This is a genomic window from Actinoallomurus bryophytorum (assembly GCF_006716425.1).
Classification (GTDB): Bacteria; Actinomycetota; Actinomycetes; order Streptosporangiales; family Streptosporangiaceae; genus Actinoallomurus; species Actinoallomurus bryophytorum.
The window spans coordinates 4,304,260-4,324,940 of sequence record NZ_VFOZ01000001.1 but is presented as its reverse complement, the minus strand read 5'-3'; the positions used below and the strand labels follow the sequence as shown (position 1 = coordinate 4,324,940).

Here is a 20,681-nt window from a genome sequence, read left to right as displayed (position 1 = left end):
GCACTTGCTGCCAGCTTTTGTCTGGCCGCTAAAAGTCACCGGGCCGCGTAAACCCGACAAATAGGCCAGGCGTCTTCTCCTAATGCCCTCCGTCAAGAGGAGCTGGTCTATGCCGTGAGCTGCGGAGATCATTTGGCCCTTGATGAGCCGCACACGCAACCAGGAACCGGGCCCAGGTCTCGCAGGTCGAGTGGCGAAGATTGTTACCAGTTCCCGAGACGAACGTGATCTGAGTCACATTGCATGCGGCCGTCTGGTCTGTCACGATCTGCCGGTTCCGCCGATCTGTGCGCCGGGTGCGTACTTCGTCCCAAAGGGGATTGTCTCGTGCGCCGATGGTTGACCCGTCCCGGTCTGGTCGTACTCCTGCTCGCCATTGCCGTGGCCGCGGTCACCTCCGGGTCCCACGCGGCCACCCGGCACGAGGACACCTACACGTACGGCACGCAAGTGCGCCAAGGCATTGACGCCTACTGGTACGACGCCGACCAGCCCCGGCCCGCGCTGCTCCTCCTGCACGGCGGCTACTTCAACTCCGGCAGCAAGACCGACTGGGCGGCCACCGCGCGCTACTTCGCCGACCACGGCTTCGCGGTCTTCTCCGCCGACTACCGCTACAACACCGACGCCGCCTGGCCCGCCCCGCGCGACGACGTCCTCGCCGCCGCCGACTGGATCAAGGCGCACGCCGCCGAGTTCAACGCCGACGCCGCACACCTCGCCGTTCTCGGCTCCCAGGCCGGTGGGCAGCTCGCCACCACCCTGGCCACCTACGGCGCCGGGCGTACCCGCATCGACGGCGCGGTCGGGCTGTCACCGGTCAACTCCCCGTACCGCGCCTGGACCGAAGCTCCCACCACCAGCGCCACCGCGACGCGACGCAAGATCCGTGACGAGACCGTCGTCCTGCACCGCTGCTACCCCGACAAGACCGACACCGACTGCTGGGCCCGCTGGACCGACTCGGTCGCCAAGGCCCACGCCTCCGGTCCCGACGACGCACCTATGTATCTGGTCCACTCCGCCGGCGACGCCGTCCCGGCCATCCAGTCCACCGACCTGCGCGACGCCGAACTCGCCAAAGGCGCCAACGCCGCCGACGTCAGCGTCCAGACCGTCTCCGGCAGTGGCTCCGGTGGACCACTACTGACCGCCGACGTCAGGGCCAGGATCCTGACCTGGCTCAAAGCCCGCGCCCAGGGCACCGTCCCCCCGCGAACCGCCCCCGGCGACCAGACCACACCGGCCCTGCGCAGCGCGCCGCAGCTGGACGCCACCGCCGGCGACGCGGCCGGCTCCCGCACCACACCCGGGACCACCACCAACCCGCCCGTCCAGAACGACGACCCGGTCCCGACCCCGCCCAAGACCGAGAGCCTGCAGGCCCTCACCGACGCCACCCTCACCACCGGCACGTACGCCTACGGGACCGACCCGAAACAGCAACTCGACGCGTACTACACGCCGACCACCACCAAGCAGCCCGCTCTGGTCATCATCCACGGCGGCTACTGGTACGAAGACGACAAATCGAGCTGGACCGCCACCGCCCAGTGGTACGCCGAACGCGGCTACGCCGTCTTCTCCATCAACTACCGCCTCGACACCCAATCCGGCTGGACCGCGCAGCGCACCGACGCCATCAACGCCATCGCCTGGATCAAGGCCCACGCCACCGACTTCACCATCGACCCCAAACGCGTCCTGCTTCTCGGCTCCTCGGCCGGCGGACAGATCGCCACCGCGGTCGGCACCTACGGCAGCGGCACCACCTACGTACGCGGCGTCGTCGCCCTCTCGCCCGTCGCCTCCCCCTATCGCGCCTACAACGACGGACAGGCCGCGGGCGCCAGCGCCTCCAGGCAGAAACTCCGCGACAACTCCACCCTGCTCGGCCGCTGCTACCCCACCAGCTCGGACACCACCTGCTGGAATCGCTGGACCGACGCCGTCGTCAAGAACCACGCTTCAAGCGGCGACGCCCCCATGTACCTCCTCCACTCCGAAGGCGACTTCGTCCCCTCCGCGCATTCGGCCGACCTGTGCACCGCACTCAAGGCCAAGACCGTCACCTGCACTCTTGAGGTCGTCCCCGGCAGCGGACACGCCAGCGCCATCCTCAAGACCAGCGGCATCCACACCAAGATCCTCACCTGGCTCCAAGCCCACGACTGACGCGGCTTCACCGACCTCAAGGCACTTGTTAACCGGCTGGAGCCACCATCGTGTCCGAAACTCTGATCTCACCCCCGCATCCTCGGGAGGGTGATCGTCCTCGTCGTCCGTTCGTCCTGATCATCGCGCTGGCGTTGGCGGGCGTCCTGAGTACCGTCGGCGGCGGTGTGGCGATCCGCGCGCATCTGACGCGCAAGCCCACCGCGGACGAGATCGCGGCGGCCGGTCAGAAGGAGATCGCCTCACGCTGGCGTGCACTCACGGCCGGCGAGATCTTTCCCGCTCGGGCGGATGAAACATCTTCCGAAGGCTCGGTCATCGATTCGATGACACCGACCTTGAGTGCGCTTCGCGTCGGGATCGCACCAAGAGTGTCCTGCGCCGAGGGCTTCGACCACCCACTCGCCGAAGTCCTCGTCAGACACGGCTGCCGGACCGTGCTGCGCGCCACATACGTCGACCCCAGCGGAACACTGGTGACCACACTCGGCGTCGCGGTGATGCCCGACGCCAAGCGGGCCGACGGCGCTGAGACGGATTTCAGCGCCTCGCTGGGCGTGCACGGGGTAGAGGAACGGTACGGAGTACGCGCGGTGCCGTTTCCGGGCACCGTCGCCGCGGGTTTCGGCGATTCGCTGAGACAGGACTTCTCCTACGAGAACGGCCACACTCCCTACCTGTTCTTCCGCTCCAGCGGCTGGATCACCGACCGTGCCACTCGCCTTGAGACGGTGGTGGTCAACACGTTCGCGTTCGCCAGAGTCGCGTTGGACAAGGTGATTCTGCGTCTCGCCACAACGAACGAGCCGTGCGAGCGACGAGGTGTGAAATGTTGATCCGCCGTTCCGCCGGGCTGCTGGCCACCGCCCTTCTCGTCGGCCTCACCCCACCGCTGGCCGGTGAGTCCCACGCCGCCACCTTCGACTGGAGGCTGCGGTTCACCTTCGACTTCGTCGCGGCCCAGCGCATCAACCCGGGCAGATCAATAAAGATCGCCGTACTGGCTGACGGCGTCGCCTCCGGAGTCACGGGATTGAAAGGCAAGGTCGAAAAGGGAAAGGACCTGGTGGGGACGCCGCGCCCCAAACGCGTGTCCGGGACGCTCCTGGCCTCCATCATGACCGGTCGTACCCCCGGCGCCCCCATCGGCGGACTCGCACCCGCGACGACCATCCTTCCGGTACGGATCTTCGCCGACACCAATGAGCCGGGCGGCCGCACCTGGCGAGAGACCGCCCAGTGGGGCGACGTCATGGCCAAGGGCATTCGTTACGCCGTCGACCACGGCGCCGATGTCATCGCGGTCGAGGCCTACGTCACCGGGGACGGCACCGCCCAGGTCAGTGCCGCGATCGCCTACGCCCAGGCCAAAAGGGCTGTCATCGTCGCTCCCACTGGCGTTCAAAAGCCCGAAAATGCCGCCTACCCGGCCTCAGCACCCGGAGTGATCGGGGTCGGCACCCTCACCTCCAAAGGCCGGCGTGACGGCACGGTGACGTCGAGAAGCACTGCCACGCTCGTCTCCGCCCCCGCCTTCTCGATTCCCGCCGTCGGCCCGGACAACCGGACCTGGACGCTCGGAGGCGAACCTGTGGCCGTCGCCTTCACCACCGCAGCAGTCGCGATGATCAGGTCCGAGTACCCGAGACTCACATCGGCGCAGGTCGGCCAGGCCCTGTCCGCCTCGGCACGACGCCCCCGGGGGAAAGGCCGCTACGACACCGAACTGGGCTTCGGCTACCTCAACGCGGCCGGCGCGCTCGACGAAGCGCACAAGCTCGCCACGCGCGATGCCCCTGCCATGACGGCGAAGTCGTCCGTACCGGACAACGCCCGGCTCGGCGGAAACCGGCCGGCCACCATCAGAGCAGCGCCGTACTCCCCCCTGTGGATCGGCGGATTCGGCGGGCTGGCGCTCGCAGGGCTGGTCGCGCTCGGGTTCGCCACCTGGCTCGCGCTGCGCAAGCGCTCGACCACCGGCGCTACGGACGCGACGCCGCAGCGCGCAGGTCAAGAGGCGGGTTGAGGCGGGCGAAGCCCTCCTGGCGTTCGTACGGGAAGTAGGGGTACGGCGCGGTCGCCGCGCTGGCCTTGTCGAGGCGCGCCACCTGGTCCGGCGTCAACTCCCAGCCGACGGCGTCGAGGTTGTCCCTCAGCTGGGTCTCGTCGCGGGCGCCGATGACGACCGATGACACGGTCGGCCGCCTGAGCAGCCAGTTGATGGCGAGCTGCGGGATGGTCCGGCCGGTCTCCTCGGCGATCTCGTCCAATGCGTCGACCACGTCGTACAGACGCTCCTCGTCCACGGGTGGGCCGAAGTCGGCGGTCCGGTGCAGGCGGCTCTGGGCCGGGAGCGGGCGGTCGCGGCGGACCTTTCCGGTCAGCCGTCCCCAGCCGAGGGGGCTCCACACGACCGCGCCGACTCCCTGGTCGACGGCCAGCGGCATCAGGTCCCACTCGTAGTCGCGGCCGATCAGTGAGTAGTAGACCTGGTGGGCGACGTACCGCGGGTGACCGTACCGTTCGGCGATCGCGAGTGACTTCATCAGCTGCCAGCCCGCGAAGTTGGAGACTCCGGGGTAGCGGATCTTGCCCGCGCGTACGAGCTCGTCGAGCGTGGCCAGGGCCTCCTCGATCGGGGTGCGGGCGTCGAAGGCGTGCAGCTGGAACAGGTCGATGTGGTCGGTGTCGAGCCGGCGCAGGGCGTCCTCGCATGCCTTGATCAGGCGGGAGCGTGACGTGCCCGCCTCGTACGGTCCCGGCCCCGTCGGGAGTCCGGTCTTGGTGGACAGGAGCAGGCGGTCGCGGCGGCCCTTGATCGCTTCGCCCAGCACCTCCTCGGAGGCGCCGTCGGAGTAGACGTCCGCGCTGTCGAACATCGTGACGCCGGCGTCGAGGCAGATGTCCACGAGCCGCCGTGCCTCACGTGCGTCGGTGCTGCCCCAGGCGCCGAACAGCTCACCCTTGCCGCCGAACGTCCCCGCGCCGAAGCTCAGCGCGGGGACCATGAGCCCAGACGCGCCCAGTCGCCGGTATTCCATGGCCTCTCCTTAATGGATCCGAGGTTCCGTTAGTACGGCACGCTAACATGGGCGCGACTCTTAACGAAACTGGAGACCCGTTATGGACGGCGACGAGCCTGGCACGATCCGGCCGGGGGGACGTACGGCGCGGGTGCGGACGGCCGTGCTGCGGGCGGCCGGCGACGCGCTGGCCGAGCAGGGCTTCGACCACCTGGACCTCGCGGACGTCGCACGCCGCGCGGACGTCGGCAAGACGACCGTCTACCGCCGCTGGGGCAGCGTGACCGGCCTGGTGGCCGACCTGCTGACGGACATGGCCGAGCAGTCGCTCCCGCGTGCGCGCACGGGCTCGCTGCTCGGCGACCTGAAGGCCAACGCGCGGCTCGTACGCAAGACGCTGACCGACCCCCGGCAGGGACCGCTGTTCACCGCGGTGATAGCGGCCGCCACCTGCGACGCGCGGACGGCCGAGGCCCTGCACCGCTTCTACGAGACGCGGATCAAGGAGTGGGCGCCCTGCGTGGACGAGGCGATCGACCGCGGCGAACTGCCTGCGGGTACCGACGCCGAGGAGGTCATCCGGGCCGTGTCAGCGCCGCTGTACTACCGCCTGCTCGCCAGCGGCGACCCTCTCGACGCGGCCACCGCCGACCGCGCGGCCGAAGCCGCCGAAGCCGCCGCCCGCGCCGGTGTGTTCGTACGGTGAGACCCCGCGGTCCCGAGGCGAGTGGAGGCCGAGGGCCTCACTCGCCGATGTGGTTCGGGGACCCGCATCTCATTCTCTCGGCCGGGATGGCCGCTATTACGAAGACTCCCCCCACGACCTCAGCACGTCCCTAGCAGCGGAAAATTCAAGGGCCACCTCGGCATCCGGACCAACAGACAAGGAATCTTCCAGCATTCGCCTGGGCTCTATGCCATCGATCCAGCTGTCGAGCATTTCATACCACCTATCGTTCGCCGCACTATGGACGGTGAAGTCCATGACCAGCCAAGCGAGATGGCGCACTGCGGGTACGTCCCTGCGACTCGCCCAATACGACAGGTAAGGGCGGACGTCAATTCGCATAACGCCGACAATACTCAAAAGCTCAAGTACGTCCAGACGTCGCGGGAACGTCGACAGCGTCGAACGCCACCAGGCACGCATGAAGACCTGAATCGCGGCCTGCTCATCATGAGGCCAATCTCGCCACCGCACACCGATCGCGTTCATGGTGTTCCATGCATAATCAACACTGCGGTCTACTTCTTCAGCGAAAAGCTCAAGAACTCGCGGAAGTATACACTTATGCTGCCCAACCTCTCGAAACGCACGCACTTTCGCCATAATCGAGTCGAAATCAACTTCACCCGGCGGTCGCGGGAGCCTGACGTCAACACAGCTCGACCTTTGCTTCTCCGATTCGACACTTGTATCGAAGGTCGCATACAGGCCATCCAGCGCCGGACGCAGAGCGGGGAATCCGTTATCCAGTTCAGGCTTGTTCGGCACCTCCCTACCGTCTCATGGAGGGCAAAAAGAGCAGAGCCAGAATGGGAGCCCTGCGTGGACGACGACTGCCACGGGAGGGCGACGAGGCAGCCCGGGGTCAGAGGTCGTAGGCGACGGGGTGGCGCGGCTCGTAGAGGGCGAGGTCGGCCCCGCTCGGCAGCTTGATCGCTGCCCGCGAGCCCCAGCCGGCGCTGCTGACCGGTTGGGCGATCTCAACACCCTTGGCGGTCAGCTCGGCGAGCGTGGCCTCGAGGTCGACGCACATCAGGTAGAGCTCGGTGCCGTCGTTCTCACCCGGATGCACGGCCGCCTCGGCGGGCGGCAGCTTGAAGATCAGCCAGTCGTGTCCGGCGTCGACGTGCGGAAATCCCAGCACATCTCGCAGGAAGGCTCGATCCGCCTCCGCGTCTCGGCTGTAGATGACCACATGCACACCATTGATCATCGGATCATTATCGACGAAACCCTGCTGTGGGCGAAGGGATCCATAAGAGGCCACGCCGACATCACGACCCGTGGTCGACGCCGACGCGACCGCGCGTTATTCGCCCGTGTAGTTCGGGGGGCGTTTCTCGCGGAAGGCCAAGGTGCCCTCCTCGGCGTCCTTGGAGGCGAAGACCGGCCAGCCGATCTCATCGGAGATCTTCAGCGCGGCCTCCTCGTCCAGCCCTTCGGTGCGGCGGTGAGTAAGAAGGATCGCCTGGACCGACAGCGGCCCGCAGGCCGCGATCTGGTCGGCCATCTCACGGGCGGCGGTCAAAGCCTCGCCGTCCGGCACCACGCGGTTGACCAGGCCCATGGCCAGGGCCTCGGCCGGGGTGACCGAGCGGCCGGTGAGCAGGATGTCCATCGCTAGCGCGTACGGGATCTGGCGGGTCAGCCGCACCGCCGAACCGCCCATCGGGAACAGGCCGCGTTTCGCCTCGTACAGGCCAAGCGTCGCGCCCGAGGCGACCACCCGCAGGTCCGTACCGGTCAGGAGTTCGGTGCCGCCCGCCACGGCGTAGCCCTCGATCGCGCAGACCAGCGGCTTGGTCGGACGGGAATCGCGGAGCAGGCCCTTCCAGTGGTAGTCGGTGATCTCCGTGGCCCGCTGCCGTACGCGCGGGTCCTCCGACGGGCGGCCCATCGCCTTGAGGTCGGCGCCGGCGCAGAAGTGGCCGCCCGCCCCGGTGAGGATGCCGACCCGTACGTCCGGGGTATCGGAGATGTAGGCCCAGGCGTCGGCCATGCCCACGAGCATGTCGGTGCTCAGCGCGTTGCGCGCCTCGGGCCGGCTCATCGTGACCGTGACAACATGGCCGTCGCGTTCGACGATGCAGTGGGCGGTGCTGATCGGCAGTCTCTCCGCCATGCGCACTCCTCCGAAGCCGGTCAAAACAAGAACGGATTCTAGTATCGCCACGCCCGATCCGACAGGTCTTGCTCCCCAAAACGATAACGTGATCTACTGCGGATCTGGGACACCTCCGTACGACCGACGTACCGGGAGGATCAATGGGATCACTGGGCTTTTGGCGCTTGGCCGCCACCGACCCTTACTGGGTCGCGGCGGTCGACCCGGACGGTACCCCGCACAAGGCCGGGGACCTCCTCTCGCGCTGCAACCGGCTCGTGCACGGCCTGCGCGACCTCGGGCTGGAGCCCGGCGACGGGATCTGCGGCCTGGTGCCCAACGGCGTCGACGGGCTGGTGCTCTATCTCGCCGCTCTTCAGGCCGGCTGGTACTACACGCCGGTCAACTGGCACCTGACCGGGCCCGAGATCGGCTACGTGGTCGCCGACAGCGAGGCCAAGGCGTTCTTCGTGCACGAGCGGTACGCCGGCGAAGGCGTACCAGGTGCCGAGGCCGCCGGGATCGACCCGCAGCGGTGCTTCGCCGTCGGCAGCGGCGAGGTCGCGGGCTTCCGCCCGTACGGCGAGCTGGTCGACGGCAGGCCGGACACCCTGCCGGAGCAGCGGACCGCCGGCGCGACCATGCACTACACCTCCGGCACCACCGGGCGGCCCAAGGGCGTACGCCGGGCGCTGAACGGCCTCGACCCCGACGACTCCGCCGAGCTGATGACGTTCCTGCTGACGTTCTTCGGCTTCACCGCGGGGCCGCCCAACGCCCACCTGGTCACCTCGCCGAGCTACCACACGGCCGTGACACAGTTCGGCGGCTCGGCGCTGCACATGGGGCACTCGCTCGTCTACATGGACCGGTGGGACGCCGAAGAGGCCCTGCGGCTCATCGAGCGGCACGGGATCACGAACACCCACATGGTGCCGACGCACTTCAAGCGGCTGCTCACGCTGCCCGCCGAGGTGAGAGAACGCTACGACGTCTCCTCGATGCGCTGGGCGATCCACGCCGCCGCGCCCTGCCCGGTGCCGATCAAGCAGGCGATGCTCGACTGGTGGGGCGACTGCATCTGGGAGTACTACGCGGCCACCGAGGGCGGCGGCACGATCGCGAGCCCGCAGGACTGGCGTGAGCATCCGGGGACGGTCGGCAGTGCCTGGCCGATCAGCGAGCTGCTGATCGTGGACGACGACGGCGCCGAGGTGCCCATCGGCACGCACGGCACGATCTACATGAAGATGGCCGGGGTCGCCTTCGAGTACAAGGGCGACGCGGCCAAGACCCAGGCGAACCGGCTCAAGGACTACTTCACCGTCGGCGACATCGGCTACCTCACCGAGGACGGCTTCCTCTTCCTGTCCGACCGCAAGGCCGATCTGATCATCTCCGGCGGGGCGAACATCTACCCGGCCGAGATCGAGAACGAGATCGTGATCCATCCGAAGGTGGCCGACGTGGCGGTCTTCGGTGTCCCCGACGACGAGTGGGGCGAGCAGATCAAGGCCGTGGTCGAGCCGGCCGAGGGCGTGCCGCCCGGACCGGAGCTGGCCGAGGAGATCCTCGCCTCGCTGGAGGGCCGGCTGGCGCGGATGAAGTGGCCGAAGTCGTTCGACTTCATCGAGCACATGCCGCGCGAACCCAACGGCAAGCTCCTCAAACGCCGCCTGCGCGACCCGTACTGGAAGGACCGTGATGCCGCCATCTGAGCAGCTGCTGGCAGCCGATCACTCGCTGGCTTTTCCCGGCGGGTACACGCGTTCGGTCGGGCCGGTCATCGGACGGTTCCTCACCGAGCTGCGCGACGGGCGGCTCGTCGGGGTACGTGCGGCCTCGGGCCGGGTGCTGTTCCCGCCGGTCGAGTACGACGCCGACGGCGAGACGGTGACCGAGGAGTTCGTCGAGGTCGGCCCGGAGTGCACCGTCGGCGCGTACGCCTGGGTGGCGCGGCCCCGGCCGGGCCATCCGCTGGAGAGGCCGTTCGCCTGGGCGCTGCTGACCCCCGACGGCGCCGACACGGCGATGGTGCACGTCCTGGACCTGGGTGTCTTCGAAGAAGGCGCCAAGGCGCCGAAGACGCTGCGCGCCGGGCTGCGCGTACGCCCCAAGTGGCGCGGCGAACGTACCGGCACGATCGGGGACATCGAGTCCTTCCGGCCCGACGTCACCATGATCAACGCTCCGGTCGAGGCGGGCTACCGGCTGAGCGCCGGTCACGCGCTCAGCCGCTTCCTCGGCGGCATCGGCGAGGGACGCATCCTCGGTCACCGGTGCGGGGTCTGCGGCAAGGTCTACGTGCCGATGAAGGGCCTGTGCCCCGTCGACGGCGTTCCCACCACCGAAGAGGTGGAGGTGCCCGACACCGGCACGGTCACGACGTTCGCGGTGAACAACATCCCCGACCCGCGCGCGCCCGACGTGCCGTTCGTGTCGGCGTACGTGCTGCTCGACGGCTCCGACATCGCGATGGTCGCCCTGGTGGCGGGCGTCCCCGCCGGCGACGTACGGATGGGGATGCGGGTACGCGCGGTGTGGCGGCCGCGCGAGGAGTGGGGCCGGACCATGACGAACATCAAGTGGTTCGAGCCGCTCGACGAACCCGACGTCCCGTTCGACGACATCAAGGACTACCTCTGATGGACATCGCAGTCGTGGCGTTCGCGCAGACGGAACACATGGGCGAGGACTCCGGGCGTTCGGAGGTCGAGATCCTCGCTCCGATCATCGGTGAGGTCAAGGAACGGACCGGGCTCAAGCGCTTCGGCTTCACGTGCTCCGGGTCGCTGGACTATCTCGCCGGGGCACCGTTCTCGTTCGTCTCCGCGCTCGACGCGGTCGGGGCGTGGCCGCCGATCTCCGAGAGCCACGTCGAGATGGACGCCGCCTGGGCCCTGTACGAGGCGTACGTCCGCCTGCTGCACGGCGACATCGACACCGCGCTCGTGTACGGCTTCGGCAAGCCGTCCCAGGTCGTACGGCCCGACGGCGAGTCAGGGCTGCCCGAGCTGATGAGCCTCCAGCTCGACCCCTACTACCTGGAGCCGCTCGGCCTGGACCAGGTCTCGATGGCCGCGTTGCAGGCACGCGCGTACCTCGAGCTCGGGCACAAGGAGGACGACCTGCGCGCCGTCGCCGCCCGTTCCCGCGCGGACGGGCGCGCCAACCCGTACGCGCTCGACCTGCCCGACCCGGGCGATGACGATTATGAGATCGCGCCGCTGCGGCCCTACGACTGCGCGCCCGTCACCGACGGCGCGGCGGCGATCGTGCTGGCGACCGGCGACCGGGCGCGTGAGCTGTGCGAACGGCCCGCCTGGATCCGCGGCGCCGACCACCGCATCGAGGCGCACTCGCTGGGTGCCCGCGACCTGGGGCGGTCGGAGTCGACCACGCTGGCCGGACAGAAGGCGGGCGCACGCGACGTCGAGGTCGCGGAGCTGCACGCGCAGTTCAGCCACGAGGAGCTCATCCTGCGCGAGGCGCTCGGCCTCGGCGACGACGTACGCGTCAACCCGTCCGGCGGGCCGCTGGCCGCCAACCCGGTCATGGCGACCGGCCTGATCCGCGTCGGCGAGGCCGCGGGCTGGATCCACCGCGGCGAGGCGAGACGCACCCTGGCCCACGCGTCGTACGGCCCCTGCCTGCAGTCGAACCTCGTGTGCGTATTGGAGGCATGAACCATGGCTGAGGCATGCGCGGTGATCGGTGTCGGGCAGACCCACTACCGCTCCAAGCGGACCGACGTCTCCATCGCCGGGCTCGTACGCGAGGCGGCGCTAAGGGCCCTGGAGGACGCGGGGCTGACGTTCAAGGACATCGACGCCGTCGTGGTCGGCAAGGCGCCCGACCTGTTCGAGGGCGTGATGATGCCCGAGGCGTACCTCGCGGACGCGCTCGGCGCGCGCGGCAAGCCGCTGACGCGCGTGCACACCGCCGGCTCGGTCGGCGGGTCCACCGCGCTGATCGCGGCGAGCCTGGTCCAGGGCGGAGTGCACGACCGGGTGCTCGTCGTCGCCTGGGAGAAGCAGTCCGAGTCCAACGCCACCTGGGCGCTGTCGACCCACCCGCCGCTCACTCCCTCGCTCGTCGTGGGCGCGGGCGGCTACTTCGCGCCGCACATCCGCGCGTACATGCGGCGTACCGGCTCCCCCGACCACATCGGCACGCTCGTCGCGGTCAAGGACCGGCAGAACGCGCTGAAGAACCCGTACGCCCACCTTCGGATCCCCGGCATCTCGCGCGAGATGGTCGAGTCGACGCCGATGCTGTGGGACCCGATCCGCTACCTGGAGACGTGCCCGTCCAGCGACGGTGCGGCGGCGATGGTGCTGGCCTCGGAGTCGGCGGCGCGTCAGGCGCCGAACCCGGCCGCCTGGGTGCACGGCGCCGCGATGCGCTCCGAGCCGATCGTCTTCGCCGGACGCGACACGGTGAGCCCGCAGGCCGGCAAGGACTGCGCGGCCGACGTCTACTCCCAGGCCGGCATCACCGACCCACGCCGCGAGCTGGACTGCGCCGAGGTGTACGTCCCGTTCTCCTGGTACGAGCCGATGTGGCTGGAGAACCTCGGCTTCTGCGGCGACGGCGAGGGCTGGAAGCTGACGGAGTCCGGCGCGACCGCGCTCGACGGCGACATCCCGTGGAATGCCTCCGGCGGCGTGCTCTCCTCCAACCCGATCGGCGCCTCCGGGCTCATCCGGTTCGCCGAGGCGGCCCAGCAGGTACGCGGACTGGCCGGCGATCATCAGGTCGAAGGCGCCCGCCGGGCGCTCGGCCACGCGTACGGTGGCGGTGCGCAGTTCTACGCGATGTGGGTCGTCGGATCCGAACGGCCCTGAGCACCCCCCGCTTGAGGAGCGCGCGATGGAGTTCAACCACGCCGACCTTTTCGAAGCTCTGGCCGACGCGATCGGGGACCGCAGAGCCCTCGTCGCACCTGGTCCGGACGGCGTCGAGCGGCTGACCTACGCCGAGCTGGACGTGTACGCCAACCGGCTGGCCCACCACCTGGAGGACGCCGGTGTCGGGCCCGGACAGCACGTGGGTGTGCATCTGTACAACGGGCTGGAGTACATCACGACCGTGCTGGCCGCGCTGAAGCTCCGCGCGGTGCCGGTCAACGTCAACTACCGGTACGTCGAGGCCGAGCTGGAATACCTCTACAACGACGCCCAGCTTGTGGCGCTGGTGTACGAGTCGGACTTCGAGGAGCGGGTCACCGCGGCGGCGGGGCGGACGCCGACGCTGCGGCACCGCGTCGTGAGCGGGGGGACCTCACCGCACGCGGTCCCGTACAAGGACGCTCTCGCCGGCTCGCCGGCGACGCGCGGTTTCGCGCAGCGCTCCGGCGACGACCGCTACATCATCTACACGGGCGGTACGACCGGCATGCCCAAGGGCGTGGTGTGGCGCTGCGAGGACCTGTTCATGGCCTTCGGCGGCGGCAACCCGTACGGCGAGCCCCGTAAGACGCCCGGCGAGGTCATCGAGGCCGCGCGGAGCTCGGGTGGCGTGGTGATGATGACCGCCGCGCCGCTCATGCACGGCGCGGCCCAGATGACGACGTTCATCTCCTGGTGGATGGGCGGGTCGGTGGTCTACAACCGGCGCTTCGACGCCGCCGAGATCCTGCGCACGATCGAGACCGAGAAGGTCCTGACGCTCGGCATCACCGGCGACGCGATGGCCCGCCCCCTGGTCGACGCGATCGCCGCGGGCTCGTACGACCTGAGCTCCCTGGCCGCGCTCAGCTCGACCGGCGCGATCCTGTCCGGCTCCGTACGCGAACGGCTGAGCGAGCTGCTGCCGAACATGATGATCATCGACAGCTTCGGCTCGTCGGAGTCGGGATACACCGCGTCCGGGGTGGAGGGTTCGACGCCCGAGTCGGGGCTGAAATATCGGCCCAACATCACGTCCCTGCGCGTGCTGGGCGATGACCTCCGACCGGTCGAGCCCGGCTCGGGGACGATCGGGCAGATCGCCAAGACCGGGCACCTCCCCATCGGATACTGGAACGACGAGGCCAAGACGGCGAAGACGTTCGTCGAGGTCGACGGGGAGCGCTGGCTGCTGACCGGCGACATCGCGACGCTCGAGGCCGACGGCACGGTCTCGGTCCTCGGACGCGGCTCACAGTGCATCAACACCGGGGGCGAGAAGGTCTTCCCCGAGGAGATCGAGGCCGTGCTCAAGGGGCACCCGGCCGTCTTCGACGTGGTGGTCACCGGGGTGACGGACGAGATGTACGGGCAGCGGGTCGCCGCCGTCGTCCAGCTGTACGCGGACGCCGAGGCGTCCCAGGGCGACCTCGACGCCCACTGCCGAAGCCGCCTGTCGGGGTACAAGGTCCCGCGCACGTACGCGTTCGTGGCCGAGCTCCAGCGCTCGCCCGCGGGCAAGGCCGACTACCGCTGGGCCAGGAAGGTCGCCGAGAAGGCCTGACGCCCGGCGGCGCTCAGAGGATCCACGAGACGCCGTTCTCGCGTGGGGCGTGAGTGAGGGCGTCCGTGGGCGTCATGCGCGGGTCCCGGCGACGACGCGGATCAGGGCGGTCACCGCGCAGTCGACGTCGCGTGCGGGGCAGATCGGCCTGTCCCAGGACCACCACCAGGTGAGCACATCGTCGGCGTCCGGCTTGAGAGTGACCGTCTCGGCCAGGTGCTCGTTGCCGTTCGGGGTGTTGATGCGGATCTTGGTCGAGGGCTCGATGATGTCGGCGACCAGCCCCGCCCGGCCGCACATCGTGGCGAGCCGCGAGACGAGCTGATCGGCGCTTTCCGCCGCCGGTGGCGTGTTTATCTCCATGGGGATCGCTCCTTTTCGAATCTGTCTACAGAATCGCAGAGCGGCCCTATTCTGTGGAGGCGCGAAGCGCGCAAGTCATTGAATTATTCGGATCGGCTCACGCATTGAAGCAACTTGAAATCGGGCAAATGAGGCGGATATGGCGGACTCCACGTACACCCCAATGGCGATATGGGGCCGCGAGTTGCGGCACTACCGGAAGGCGGCCGGACTTACCCAGACCGAGTTCGCCGCGAAGATCAATTACTCGCCGTCACTCGTGTCGCAGATCGAGACCGGCCAGGTCCCGGCGACACCGGAGTTCGCCGCCTCGTGCAACAAGACGCTCGAATCCGACGGTGCCCTCGTTCGGCTCCTGGACTATCGCAAGGACGACATCCCGCCGTGGTGCGCCGAGTGGATGCCCTACGAGGAGGGCGCCAGAGCCCTCAAGACCTTCCAGCCGCGTTTGATCTATGGACTGCTTCAGACGGAGGCGTACACCCGAGCCGTACTGAACGGTGACGACATGGCCATCAGCAGGCGGCTGGAACGTCAGCGGATACTCGAACGCCCCGAACCCCCAACGCTGCATGTCGTGCTCGATGAGTCCGTGCTCTGGCGGGATGTCGGCGGGCCCGAGGCCATGCGAGGGCAACTGGCACACCTGGTCGAGATCTCCTCTCCAAAGGTCCAGATTCAGATACTGCCGAATGGCGGGCACCTGGCCACCCAGGGGCCGTTCGTCCTCGCTACGCTGGAAAACGGCAGTACAGCCATATACTTGGAGACGGCCGTGCGCGGATTGATTGCCACCTCCCTCGACGACCACGTGCGAGCGGACGCCGCATGGGAAGCGATCAAGGCCGATGCGCTGCCGGTGGGAATGTCCAAGGAATTGATCGCGCGGACGGCGGAGGAACGATGGGCACCCTGACGACCCCCTGGCGTAAGTCGACCCGAACGGGCGGCAACAATGACGACTGTGTCGAGATAGCGGTCCTCGAGGCGCACCGCGACTGAGCTCGAACAGGAAAGAACCCTCGGGCCTTCTGGCTACCGGGGGTTCTTTCATTCGCGGCTCCGCTAGGCGGCGCGGGCTTCCCAGACGAGGCCGAGTTTCGGCTCGTCGTCCGGGGTGTCGGCGTCCTTCGGCAGGCTCCACACGACCTCGTACATCACGGTGTGGTCCCGGCCGTCGCCGTGTCCCTTCCACCGGCCGACGCCGCGGTCGTATGACGTATGGCCGGTGAAGTCGGCGAGGGTGCCGTTGAAGACGGGGAACGGCATGAGGTTCGCGGTGCTCTCGAAGATCGCGAGCCGGAGCCGCTGGGCGAGAGGGCCGGTGGCCTCGCCCTGGGCGTACATCGCGATGTCGGCGTCGGCCGGGCCGTTGAAGGTGACGGTCACGGTCACGGCTCCGCGCTTACCGGGCTTGATGCCGTCGAGCGGCAGCCACGTGGCGGAGGTCACATCGTCGGTGAGGGTGATCGAGTCAGGCATGTAACCACCTCGGATTCAACTTAGGTAGCCTAATCAACATAACAGCTCCTGACCTGCGGATATTCCGTTGTCAACAGGCCTGCGGTGTGCTCGGAGCGGCCCTTGAGCGCGGCGGTGAAGCGGGCTCCGGCCCTCACCGGAATCCGCCCTCCGCACGGGTAAACTCGCCCTAGAGCATCTCTATCTCCGAGAGGTGTTCTCTCGTGGATCGCTGACCACGCCTGACTGTGAGGTGGGTTCCATGACGGCGCCGGACCGGGCCAAGCTCATCGCCGAGCTGGGCCACCAGGCACGCGTGAGTACGGCATGGACGGTCCTGCTCCACCACGCCATCGCCAGCAGGTCGGGCATCAACGTCACCGACATGCAGTGCATCAACCTGCTCCAGCTCCGCGGCCCGATGACCCCGGGCCAGCTCGCGCAGGCGATGTTCCTCACCACGGGTGGCGCGATCACCGCCCTCATCGACCGCCTCGAGAAGGCCGGCATGGTGCGCCGCCGCCGCGACGACGCGGATCGCCGTCGCGTCATCGTGGAGGCCACCAAGGACGCCCCGGTCGCCGAGCTCGGCGCCAGGTTCCGGCCCGTCGCCGAGATGTACGGCGAGCTCCTCGAGACGTACAGCGACGAGCAGCTCGAACTGATCCTGGACTACCTGGCACGTACGAACGAGGCGTCCCCCGGCGTGATCGAGCGCGTGAAGCACCTCGGCTGACCCACGCGTCCGTCGCCGATCTCCGGCAGGTCTTGACAGCGGACACACATGTCCGCATTCTTAACACATTCGTTCTGAAACAAGGTGGTTATGGATGACGTCCGACCGGCTCAGCCTCGTGTTCGGGGCGCTCGCGGACCCCACCCGCCGGGCGATCCTCGTACGACTGACCGAGGGTGACGCGACCGTGGCCGAGCTCGCGGCGCCGTTCGTGATGTCACAGCCGGCGATCTCCCGGCACCTCAAGGTGCTGGAGAACGCCGGACTCATCTCGCGCACCCGGCGGGCGACCGCCCGGCTCAGTCATCTGGAGGCCGAGCCACTCCGCGAGGTGACCACCTGGTTGACCCGCTACCAGCGATTCTGGGACGAGAGCCACGAGCGGCTGGACGAGCTGCTCGCGGCCCTGCAAGGCAAGGGCGGCCGCGGCACGGTCGCACGGACAGAGGGAGACGACCATGGGTAAGACGCAGATCACCGCCGAGCCCGGCATTCCGCAGATCATCGTCGAGCGGGAGTTCGACGCACCGCGGGACCTGGTGTTCCAGGCCTTCACCGAGCCCGAGCTGATCGTGCAGTGGCTGGGCCCACGCGAGCTGACCATGAAGATCGAGGAGTACGACGTGCGCGACGGCGGCAAGTGGCGCTACATCTCCTCGGACGCCGACGGCAACGAGTTCGGCTTCCACGGGGTCTTCCACGGCAACCCCTCGCCGGAAGGCACCGTGCAGACCTTCGAGTTCGAGGGCATGCCGGGCCACGTCGCCATGGACACGCTCACCCTGGTCGAACGCGACGGCCGGACGCTGGTGCGTACGGTCTCCAGCTTCCAGTCGGTCGAGGACCGTGACGGGATGATCGCCTCCGGCGCTGAGCGCGGCGTGCGCGACTCCGACGAGCGGCTGGGCGAGCTGCTCGCCAAGCTGCAGGCCGGCTGACGCGATGGCCGACCCGATCCGGCTGCGTGTCCGGCTGCCCGCCTCCATCGGGGCGGTCCGGAACGCATGGACCGACGCCACGGCACTGCGGCACTGGCTGGCCGACCACGTCGAGGCCGAGCCTGGCCGGTACGCGTTCTGGGGCCGCCACACGCCGCAGGGCGAGAAGCCCCGCCAGCGGCCGCTGCACCTCGACGACCGCACACTGCGCTTCTCCTGGGAGCTGAGCGGCGAGGAGACGATCGTCGAGGTGCTCCTGGAGGAAGACGCCGGCTCCACCGTGGTGACGTTGTCGCAGACCTGCTTCGAGGGCGCGTACTCCGGATACCCCGTCGGCATCGCGTTGACGGTGTTCTGGTCGCTGGCGCTCGGGAACCTCACCGACCATCTCATGGACCGTCCGACCACACCCAAATGCGACTACACCGCGCGTGACCTGCGGACGGAGGTCGCCATCGGTGCGCCACGCGATGCCGTGTTCGGCTCGCTCACCGCCTCTGAGGAGTTCAGCCGGTGGTTCGGGCTGCCCGTCGAGATCGAGCCGTACGTCGGCGGGTCCTGGACCATCCGGCGCGGCGGCCCGATCGGCACCGTACGCGCGCTGGAGCCCGGCCGCCTGCTCTCTCTGGCGGAGGACTCCGGCATCTCGACATGGGAGCTGGAGGACCACGACGGCGGGACGCTGCTGAGGCTCGGCCTGAGCGGCTTCGATCCCGGCTCGCCGCCGTACCCGGGCTGGACGGGCTGGCTGTCGGCGGTCTCCTCCCTGCGCCGCTACCACGAGCTCGCCGACTGGCGGCCCATCTGGCTTGACACCTAGCGGGTTCGACGCCTGGCGGGTTTGACGCCGCCCTCTCGAGGGACAACCCCGGTACGAAGCCTGAGGAGGAGATCTCCCATGAGCGGTCACATCGGGCCCCTGCGATTCGGCGGCTGGGACCTTTCGGATCGCCGGCGCCGTTCGGGCATCGGGTACGCGATCGGGCGGGTGATCTGGCTCGCGGCCCTGGCCGTCACCGCGATCCTCGTCTTCGGCATCGCGCTCACCTGGGCGAAGGCCAACCCCGGCAACGACGTCGTCCACACCGTCATGCGGGCGGGCACCTGGCTGGCGACACCGTTCCACGGCATCTTCCACGACCCGAACGCCCGCGAACGGCTGACCGAGAACTGGATCGTCGCCGGCGCCGCCTACCTCGTCGGCGGCGGCCTCCTCTCCTGGCTCGTGGGCCGCTGACACGGTTTCTGCCGTATTTGTGTTAGATAACGCCCTTTCTGCTCGCCTGCGCTCCGGATCCGCTGTTAGCTTCAGGCCCCATGACCGCGCTGGACACCTTCATCGACGCTCTGCCCAAAGTCGAACTTCACGTTCACCTGGTCGGTTCGGCCAGCCTGCCGACCGTGCTCGAACTCGCCCGCCGGCACACCGGCCATCACGTGCCGACCGACGAGGAGGCCCTGCGGAAGTTCTATGAGTTCCGCGACTTCCCGCACTTCGCCGAGGTCTACTTCGGGGTCAACGGCCTCGTACGCGAGCCGGAGGACGTCGCGGCCCTCGTCGTCGGGGCCGCCCGCGACCTCGCGGCGCAGAACGTCCGCTACGTGGAGCTGACCGTCACGCCGTTCTCGCACGTCGTCGCCATGGGCATGCCGATGAAGGCCGTCACCGAGGCGCTCGACGTCGCGGCGCGGCAGGTCGCGGACCGGATCGAGGTCGCGTACGTCTTCGACATCCCGGGCGAGTTCGGGGACGAGGCGGCGCGCTTCACGATCGACCACGCGCTCTCGCAGCCGCCGGAGGCCATCGTCGGCTTCGGCATCGGCGGCATCGAGCAGGACCGGGCCGGGCACGAGGAGGCGATACGCGACGCCTTCCGCGCCGCCATCGCCGCGGGCCTGCACAGCGTGCCGCACGCGGGCGAGATGAGCGGGCCGGAGACGATCTGGGAGGCGATCCGCGGTCTGGGCGCCGAGCGGATCGGGCACGGGATCCGCTGCGTCGAGGACCCGGACCTGATGGCCTACCTCCGCGAGACGCAGCTGCCCCTGGAGGTGTGCCCGACGTCCAACGTGTGCACGCGCCAGGTGCCCTCCATCGAGGCCCACCCGCTGCCCCGGCTGATCGAGGAGGGTCTGTACGCCACGCTGAACAGCGACGACCCGCCGATGTTCGGGACGACGCTGACCAAGGAGTATCGGACCGCGGCGGTCGACCTGGGCCTCGGCGCGGCCGGAGTGGCGGACCTGGCACGCAACACCGTACGCGCGTCGTTCCTCGACGGGGATCGCAAGGAGGCGATCCTCGCCGAGCTCGACGCCGTCCAGGCGGCCCATGTGACCGAAAGCGCGGAAGCAGAATAGGCACTTTCCCCGGCGAATATCGCCTCAATACAGGAAAAATTCAACCGTTACCATTCGCGCTCCCGAGGTCGATACGTTCACCCCACCGTTGATCGACCATGGGGTGAGACGTGACCGAAGCCACCGACGATTCGCGGGTGACCGCCACCGCGGCCGACGGCTTGGTGCGTGTCGCCTTTCATGCCGGCGGCCTCGTCGAATCCGTGACGCTCGCTCCCAAGGTCAAACGACTCGCCGTCGATGACCTGGCGGACGCGATCGTGGAGGCGGTGTCGGCCGCCCAGGTGGAACTCCTGCGGCCGCCGAACGGGACCGTGAGGCGAACCGCGAGGCGGCCCGG

General features: G+C 68.7%; 23 protein-coding genes and 1 pseudogene. 18 read left to right on the top strand and 6 right to left on the bottom strand.

The genetic code is table 11. The annotated features are described in order from the left end of the window. Nucleotides 1-327: 327 nt before the first annotated feature. The 3 genes from FB559_RS20430 (at nt 328) to FB559_RS20420 (ending at nt 4,201) form a co-directional block, all read left to right on the top strand. Nucleotides 328-2,175: an alpha/beta hydrolase gene (locus FB559_RS20430; protein ID WP_221640097.1), complete on the top strand. Its 1,848-nt coding sequence runs from the start codon at nt 328-330 to the stop codon at nt 2,173-2,175. Nucleotides 2,176-2,342: 167 nt separating this feature from the next. After that, nucleotides 2,343-3,011: a hypothetical protein gene (locus FB559_RS20425; protein WP_141957115.1), complete on the top strand. Its 669-nt coding sequence runs from the start codon at nt 2,343-2,345 to the stop codon at nt 3,009-3,011. Then, complete coding sequence (locus FB559_RS20420) at nt 3,005-4,201, top strand: S8 family peptidase (RefSeq protein ID WP_141957114.1); 1,197 nt, start codon at nt 3,005-3,007, stop codon at nt 4,199-4,201. The genes FB559_RS20425 and FB559_RS20420 overlap by 7 nt, the downstream gene beginning before the upstream one ends. Here the strand turns inward: FB559_RS20420 and FB559_RS20415 are convergent. After that, a complete protein-coding gene (locus FB559_RS20415) occupies nt 4,158-5,216 on the bottom strand; it encodes an aldo/keto reductase (protein ID WP_141957113.1) in 1,059 nt (352 codons plus the stop codon). The genes FB559_RS20420 and FB559_RS20415 overlap by 44 nt on opposite strands. 82 nt (nt 5,217-5,298) lie before the next feature. Here FB559_RS20415 and FB559_RS20410 point away from each other — a divergent pair, with 82 nt between their 5' ends. Continuing rightward, nucleotides 5,299-5,904, top strand: a complete 606-nt coding sequence (locus FB559_RS20410) for a TetR/AcrR family transcriptional regulator (protein WP_141957112.1) — start codon at nt 5,299-5,301, stop codon at nt 5,902-5,904. Nucleotides 5,905-6,000: 96 nt separating this feature from the next. On the opposite strand, the gene FB559_RS20405 is transcribed toward FB559_RS20410, so the two are convergent. From FB559_RS20405 to FB559_RS20395, 3 genes are all read right to left on the bottom strand, one after another. After that, nucleotides 6,001-6,693 (bottom strand): hypothetical protein, encoded by a 693-nt coding sequence (locus tag FB559_RS20405; protein WP_141957111.1) that lies wholly within the window; start codon nt 6,691-6,693, stop codon nt 6,001-6,003. A 97-nt stretch (nt 6,694-6,790) separates the two neighbouring features. Beyond that, a complete protein-coding gene (locus FB559_RS20400; protein WP_141957110.1) occupies nt 6,791-7,138 on the bottom strand; it encodes a VOC family protein in 348 nt (115 codons plus the stop codon). Between the two features lie 96 nt (nt 7,139-7,234). Then, the gene (locus FB559_RS20395) at nt 7,235-8,047 is read right to left on the bottom strand and encodes a crotonase/enoyl-CoA hydratase family protein (RefSeq protein WP_185792314.1); all 813 of its coding nucleotides are present in this window, start codon (nt 8,045-8,047) and stop codon (nt 7,235-7,237) included. 143 nt (nt 8,048-8,190) lie between these two features. Here FB559_RS20395 and FB559_RS20390 point away from each other — a divergent pair, with 143 nt between their 5' ends. The 5 genes from FB559_RS20390 to FB559_RS20370 are packed head-to-tail and all read left to right on the top strand — an operon-like array spanning nt 8,191 to nt 14,482. After that, nucleotides 8,191-9,747: an acyl-CoA synthetase gene (locus FB559_RS20390; protein WP_141957109.1), complete on the top strand. Its 1,557-nt coding sequence runs from the start codon at nt 8,191-8,193 to the stop codon at nt 9,745-9,747. Next, nucleotides 9,734-10,675: an OB-fold nucleic acid binding domain-containing protein gene (locus FB559_RS20385; protein WP_141957108.1), complete on the top strand. Its 942-nt coding sequence runs from the start codon at nt 9,734-9,736 to the stop codon at nt 10,673-10,675. The genes FB559_RS20390 and FB559_RS20385 overlap by 14 nt, the downstream gene beginning before the upstream one ends. After that, nucleotides 10,675-11,715, top strand: coding sequence for a thiolase domain-containing protein (locus FB559_RS20380; RefSeq protein WP_141957107.1), 1,041 nt, complete (start codon nt 10,675-10,677; stop codon nt 11,713-11,715). The genes FB559_RS20385 and FB559_RS20380 overlap by 1 nt, the downstream gene beginning before the upstream one ends. A 3-nt stretch (nt 11,716-11,718) precedes the next feature. Continuing rightward, complete coding sequence (locus FB559_RS20375) at nt 11,719-12,876, top strand: thiolase domain-containing protein (protein WP_141957106.1); 1,158 nt, start codon at nt 11,719-11,721, stop codon at nt 12,874-12,876. 25 nt (nt 12,877-12,901) lie between these two features. Continuing rightward, on the top strand, nt 12,902-14,482 hold the full coding sequence (locus FB559_RS20370) for an acyl-CoA synthetase (protein ID WP_141957105.1): 1,581 nt from the start codon (nt 12,902-12,904) through the stop codon (nt 14,480-14,482). Between the two features lie 72 nt (nt 14,483-14,554). On the opposite strand, the gene FB559_RS20365 is transcribed toward FB559_RS20370, so the two are convergent. Then, nucleotides 14,555-14,845, bottom strand: coding sequence for a hypothetical protein (locus tag FB559_RS20365; RefSeq protein WP_141957104.1), 291 nt, complete (start codon nt 14,843-14,845; stop codon nt 14,555-14,557). 139 nt (nt 14,846-14,984) lie between these two features. Here FB559_RS20365 and FB559_RS20360 point away from each other — a divergent pair, with 139 nt between their 5' ends. Then, nucleotides 14,985-15,761, top strand: coding sequence for a helix-turn-helix domain-containing protein (locus tag FB559_RS20360; RefSeq protein ID WP_141957103.1), 777 nt, complete (start codon nt 14,985-14,987; stop codon nt 15,759-15,761). Beyond that, a complete protein-coding gene (locus FB559_RS44000) occupies nt 15,749-15,847 on the top strand; it encodes a DUF397 domain-containing protein (RefSeq protein ID WP_185792313.1) in 99 nt (32 codons plus the stop codon). The genes FB559_RS20360 and FB559_RS44000 overlap by 13 nt, the downstream gene beginning before the upstream one ends. Nucleotides 15,848-15,910: 63 nt before the next feature. Here the strand turns inward: FB559_RS44000 and FB559_RS20350 are convergent, their stop codons facing one another. Next, nucleotides 15,911-16,327, bottom strand: coding sequence for a hypothetical protein (locus FB559_RS20350; protein ID WP_141957101.1), 417 nt, complete (start codon nt 16,325-16,327; stop codon nt 15,911-15,913). Nucleotides 16,328-16,568: 241 nt separating this feature from the next. On the opposite strand from FB559_RS20350, the gene FB559_RS20345 reads away from it, so the two are divergent. The 7 genes and pseudogenes from FB559_RS20345 to FB559_RS46760 all read left to right on the top strand — a co-directional run. After that, on the top strand, nt 16,569-17,042 hold the full coding sequence (locus tag FB559_RS20345; protein WP_141957100.1) for a MarR family winged helix-turn-helix transcriptional regulator: 474 nt from the start codon (nt 16,569-16,571) through the stop codon (nt 17,040-17,042). A gap of 94 nt (nt 17,043-17,136) precedes the next feature. Further along, nucleotides 17,137-17,508, top strand: coding sequence for an ArsR/SmtB family transcription factor (locus tag FB559_RS20340; RefSeq protein ID WP_141957099.1), 372 nt, complete (start codon nt 17,137-17,139; stop codon nt 17,506-17,508). After that, nucleotides 17,501-17,980, top strand: a complete 480-nt coding sequence (locus tag FB559_RS20335) for an SRPBCC family protein (protein WP_141957098.1) — start codon at nt 17,501-17,503, stop codon at nt 17,978-17,980. Before FB559_RS20340 ends, FB559_RS20335 begins: the two co-directional genes overlap by 8 nt. A gap of 4 nt (nt 17,981-17,984) precedes the next feature. Further along, complete coding sequence (locus FB559_RS20330; RefSeq protein ID WP_141957097.1) at nt 17,985-18,800, top strand: SRPBCC family protein; 816 nt, start codon at nt 17,985-17,987, stop codon at nt 18,798-18,800. Nucleotides 18,801-18,878: 78 nt separating this feature from the next. Then, nucleotides 18,879-19,217 carry a hypothetical protein gene (locus FB559_RS20325; protein WP_141957096.1) on the top strand — a complete coding sequence of 113 codons (339 nt, stop codon included), beginning with the start codon at nt 18,879-18,881 and terminating at the stop codon, nt 19,215-19,217. Between the two features lie 80 nt (nt 19,218-19,297). Next, entirely contained in the window at nt 19,298-20,341 is a 1,044-nt protein-coding gene (gene add / locus FB559_RS20320; protein ID WP_141957095.1) for an adenosine deaminase, read from the top strand. A 110-nt stretch (nt 20,342-20,451) separates the two neighbouring features. After that, nucleotides 20,452-20,613 (top strand): annotated as a pseudogene (locus tag FB559_RS46760) (YbaB/EbfC family nucleoid-associated protein); the annotation flags it as partial. Nucleotides 20,614-20,681: the final 68 nt, after the last annotated feature.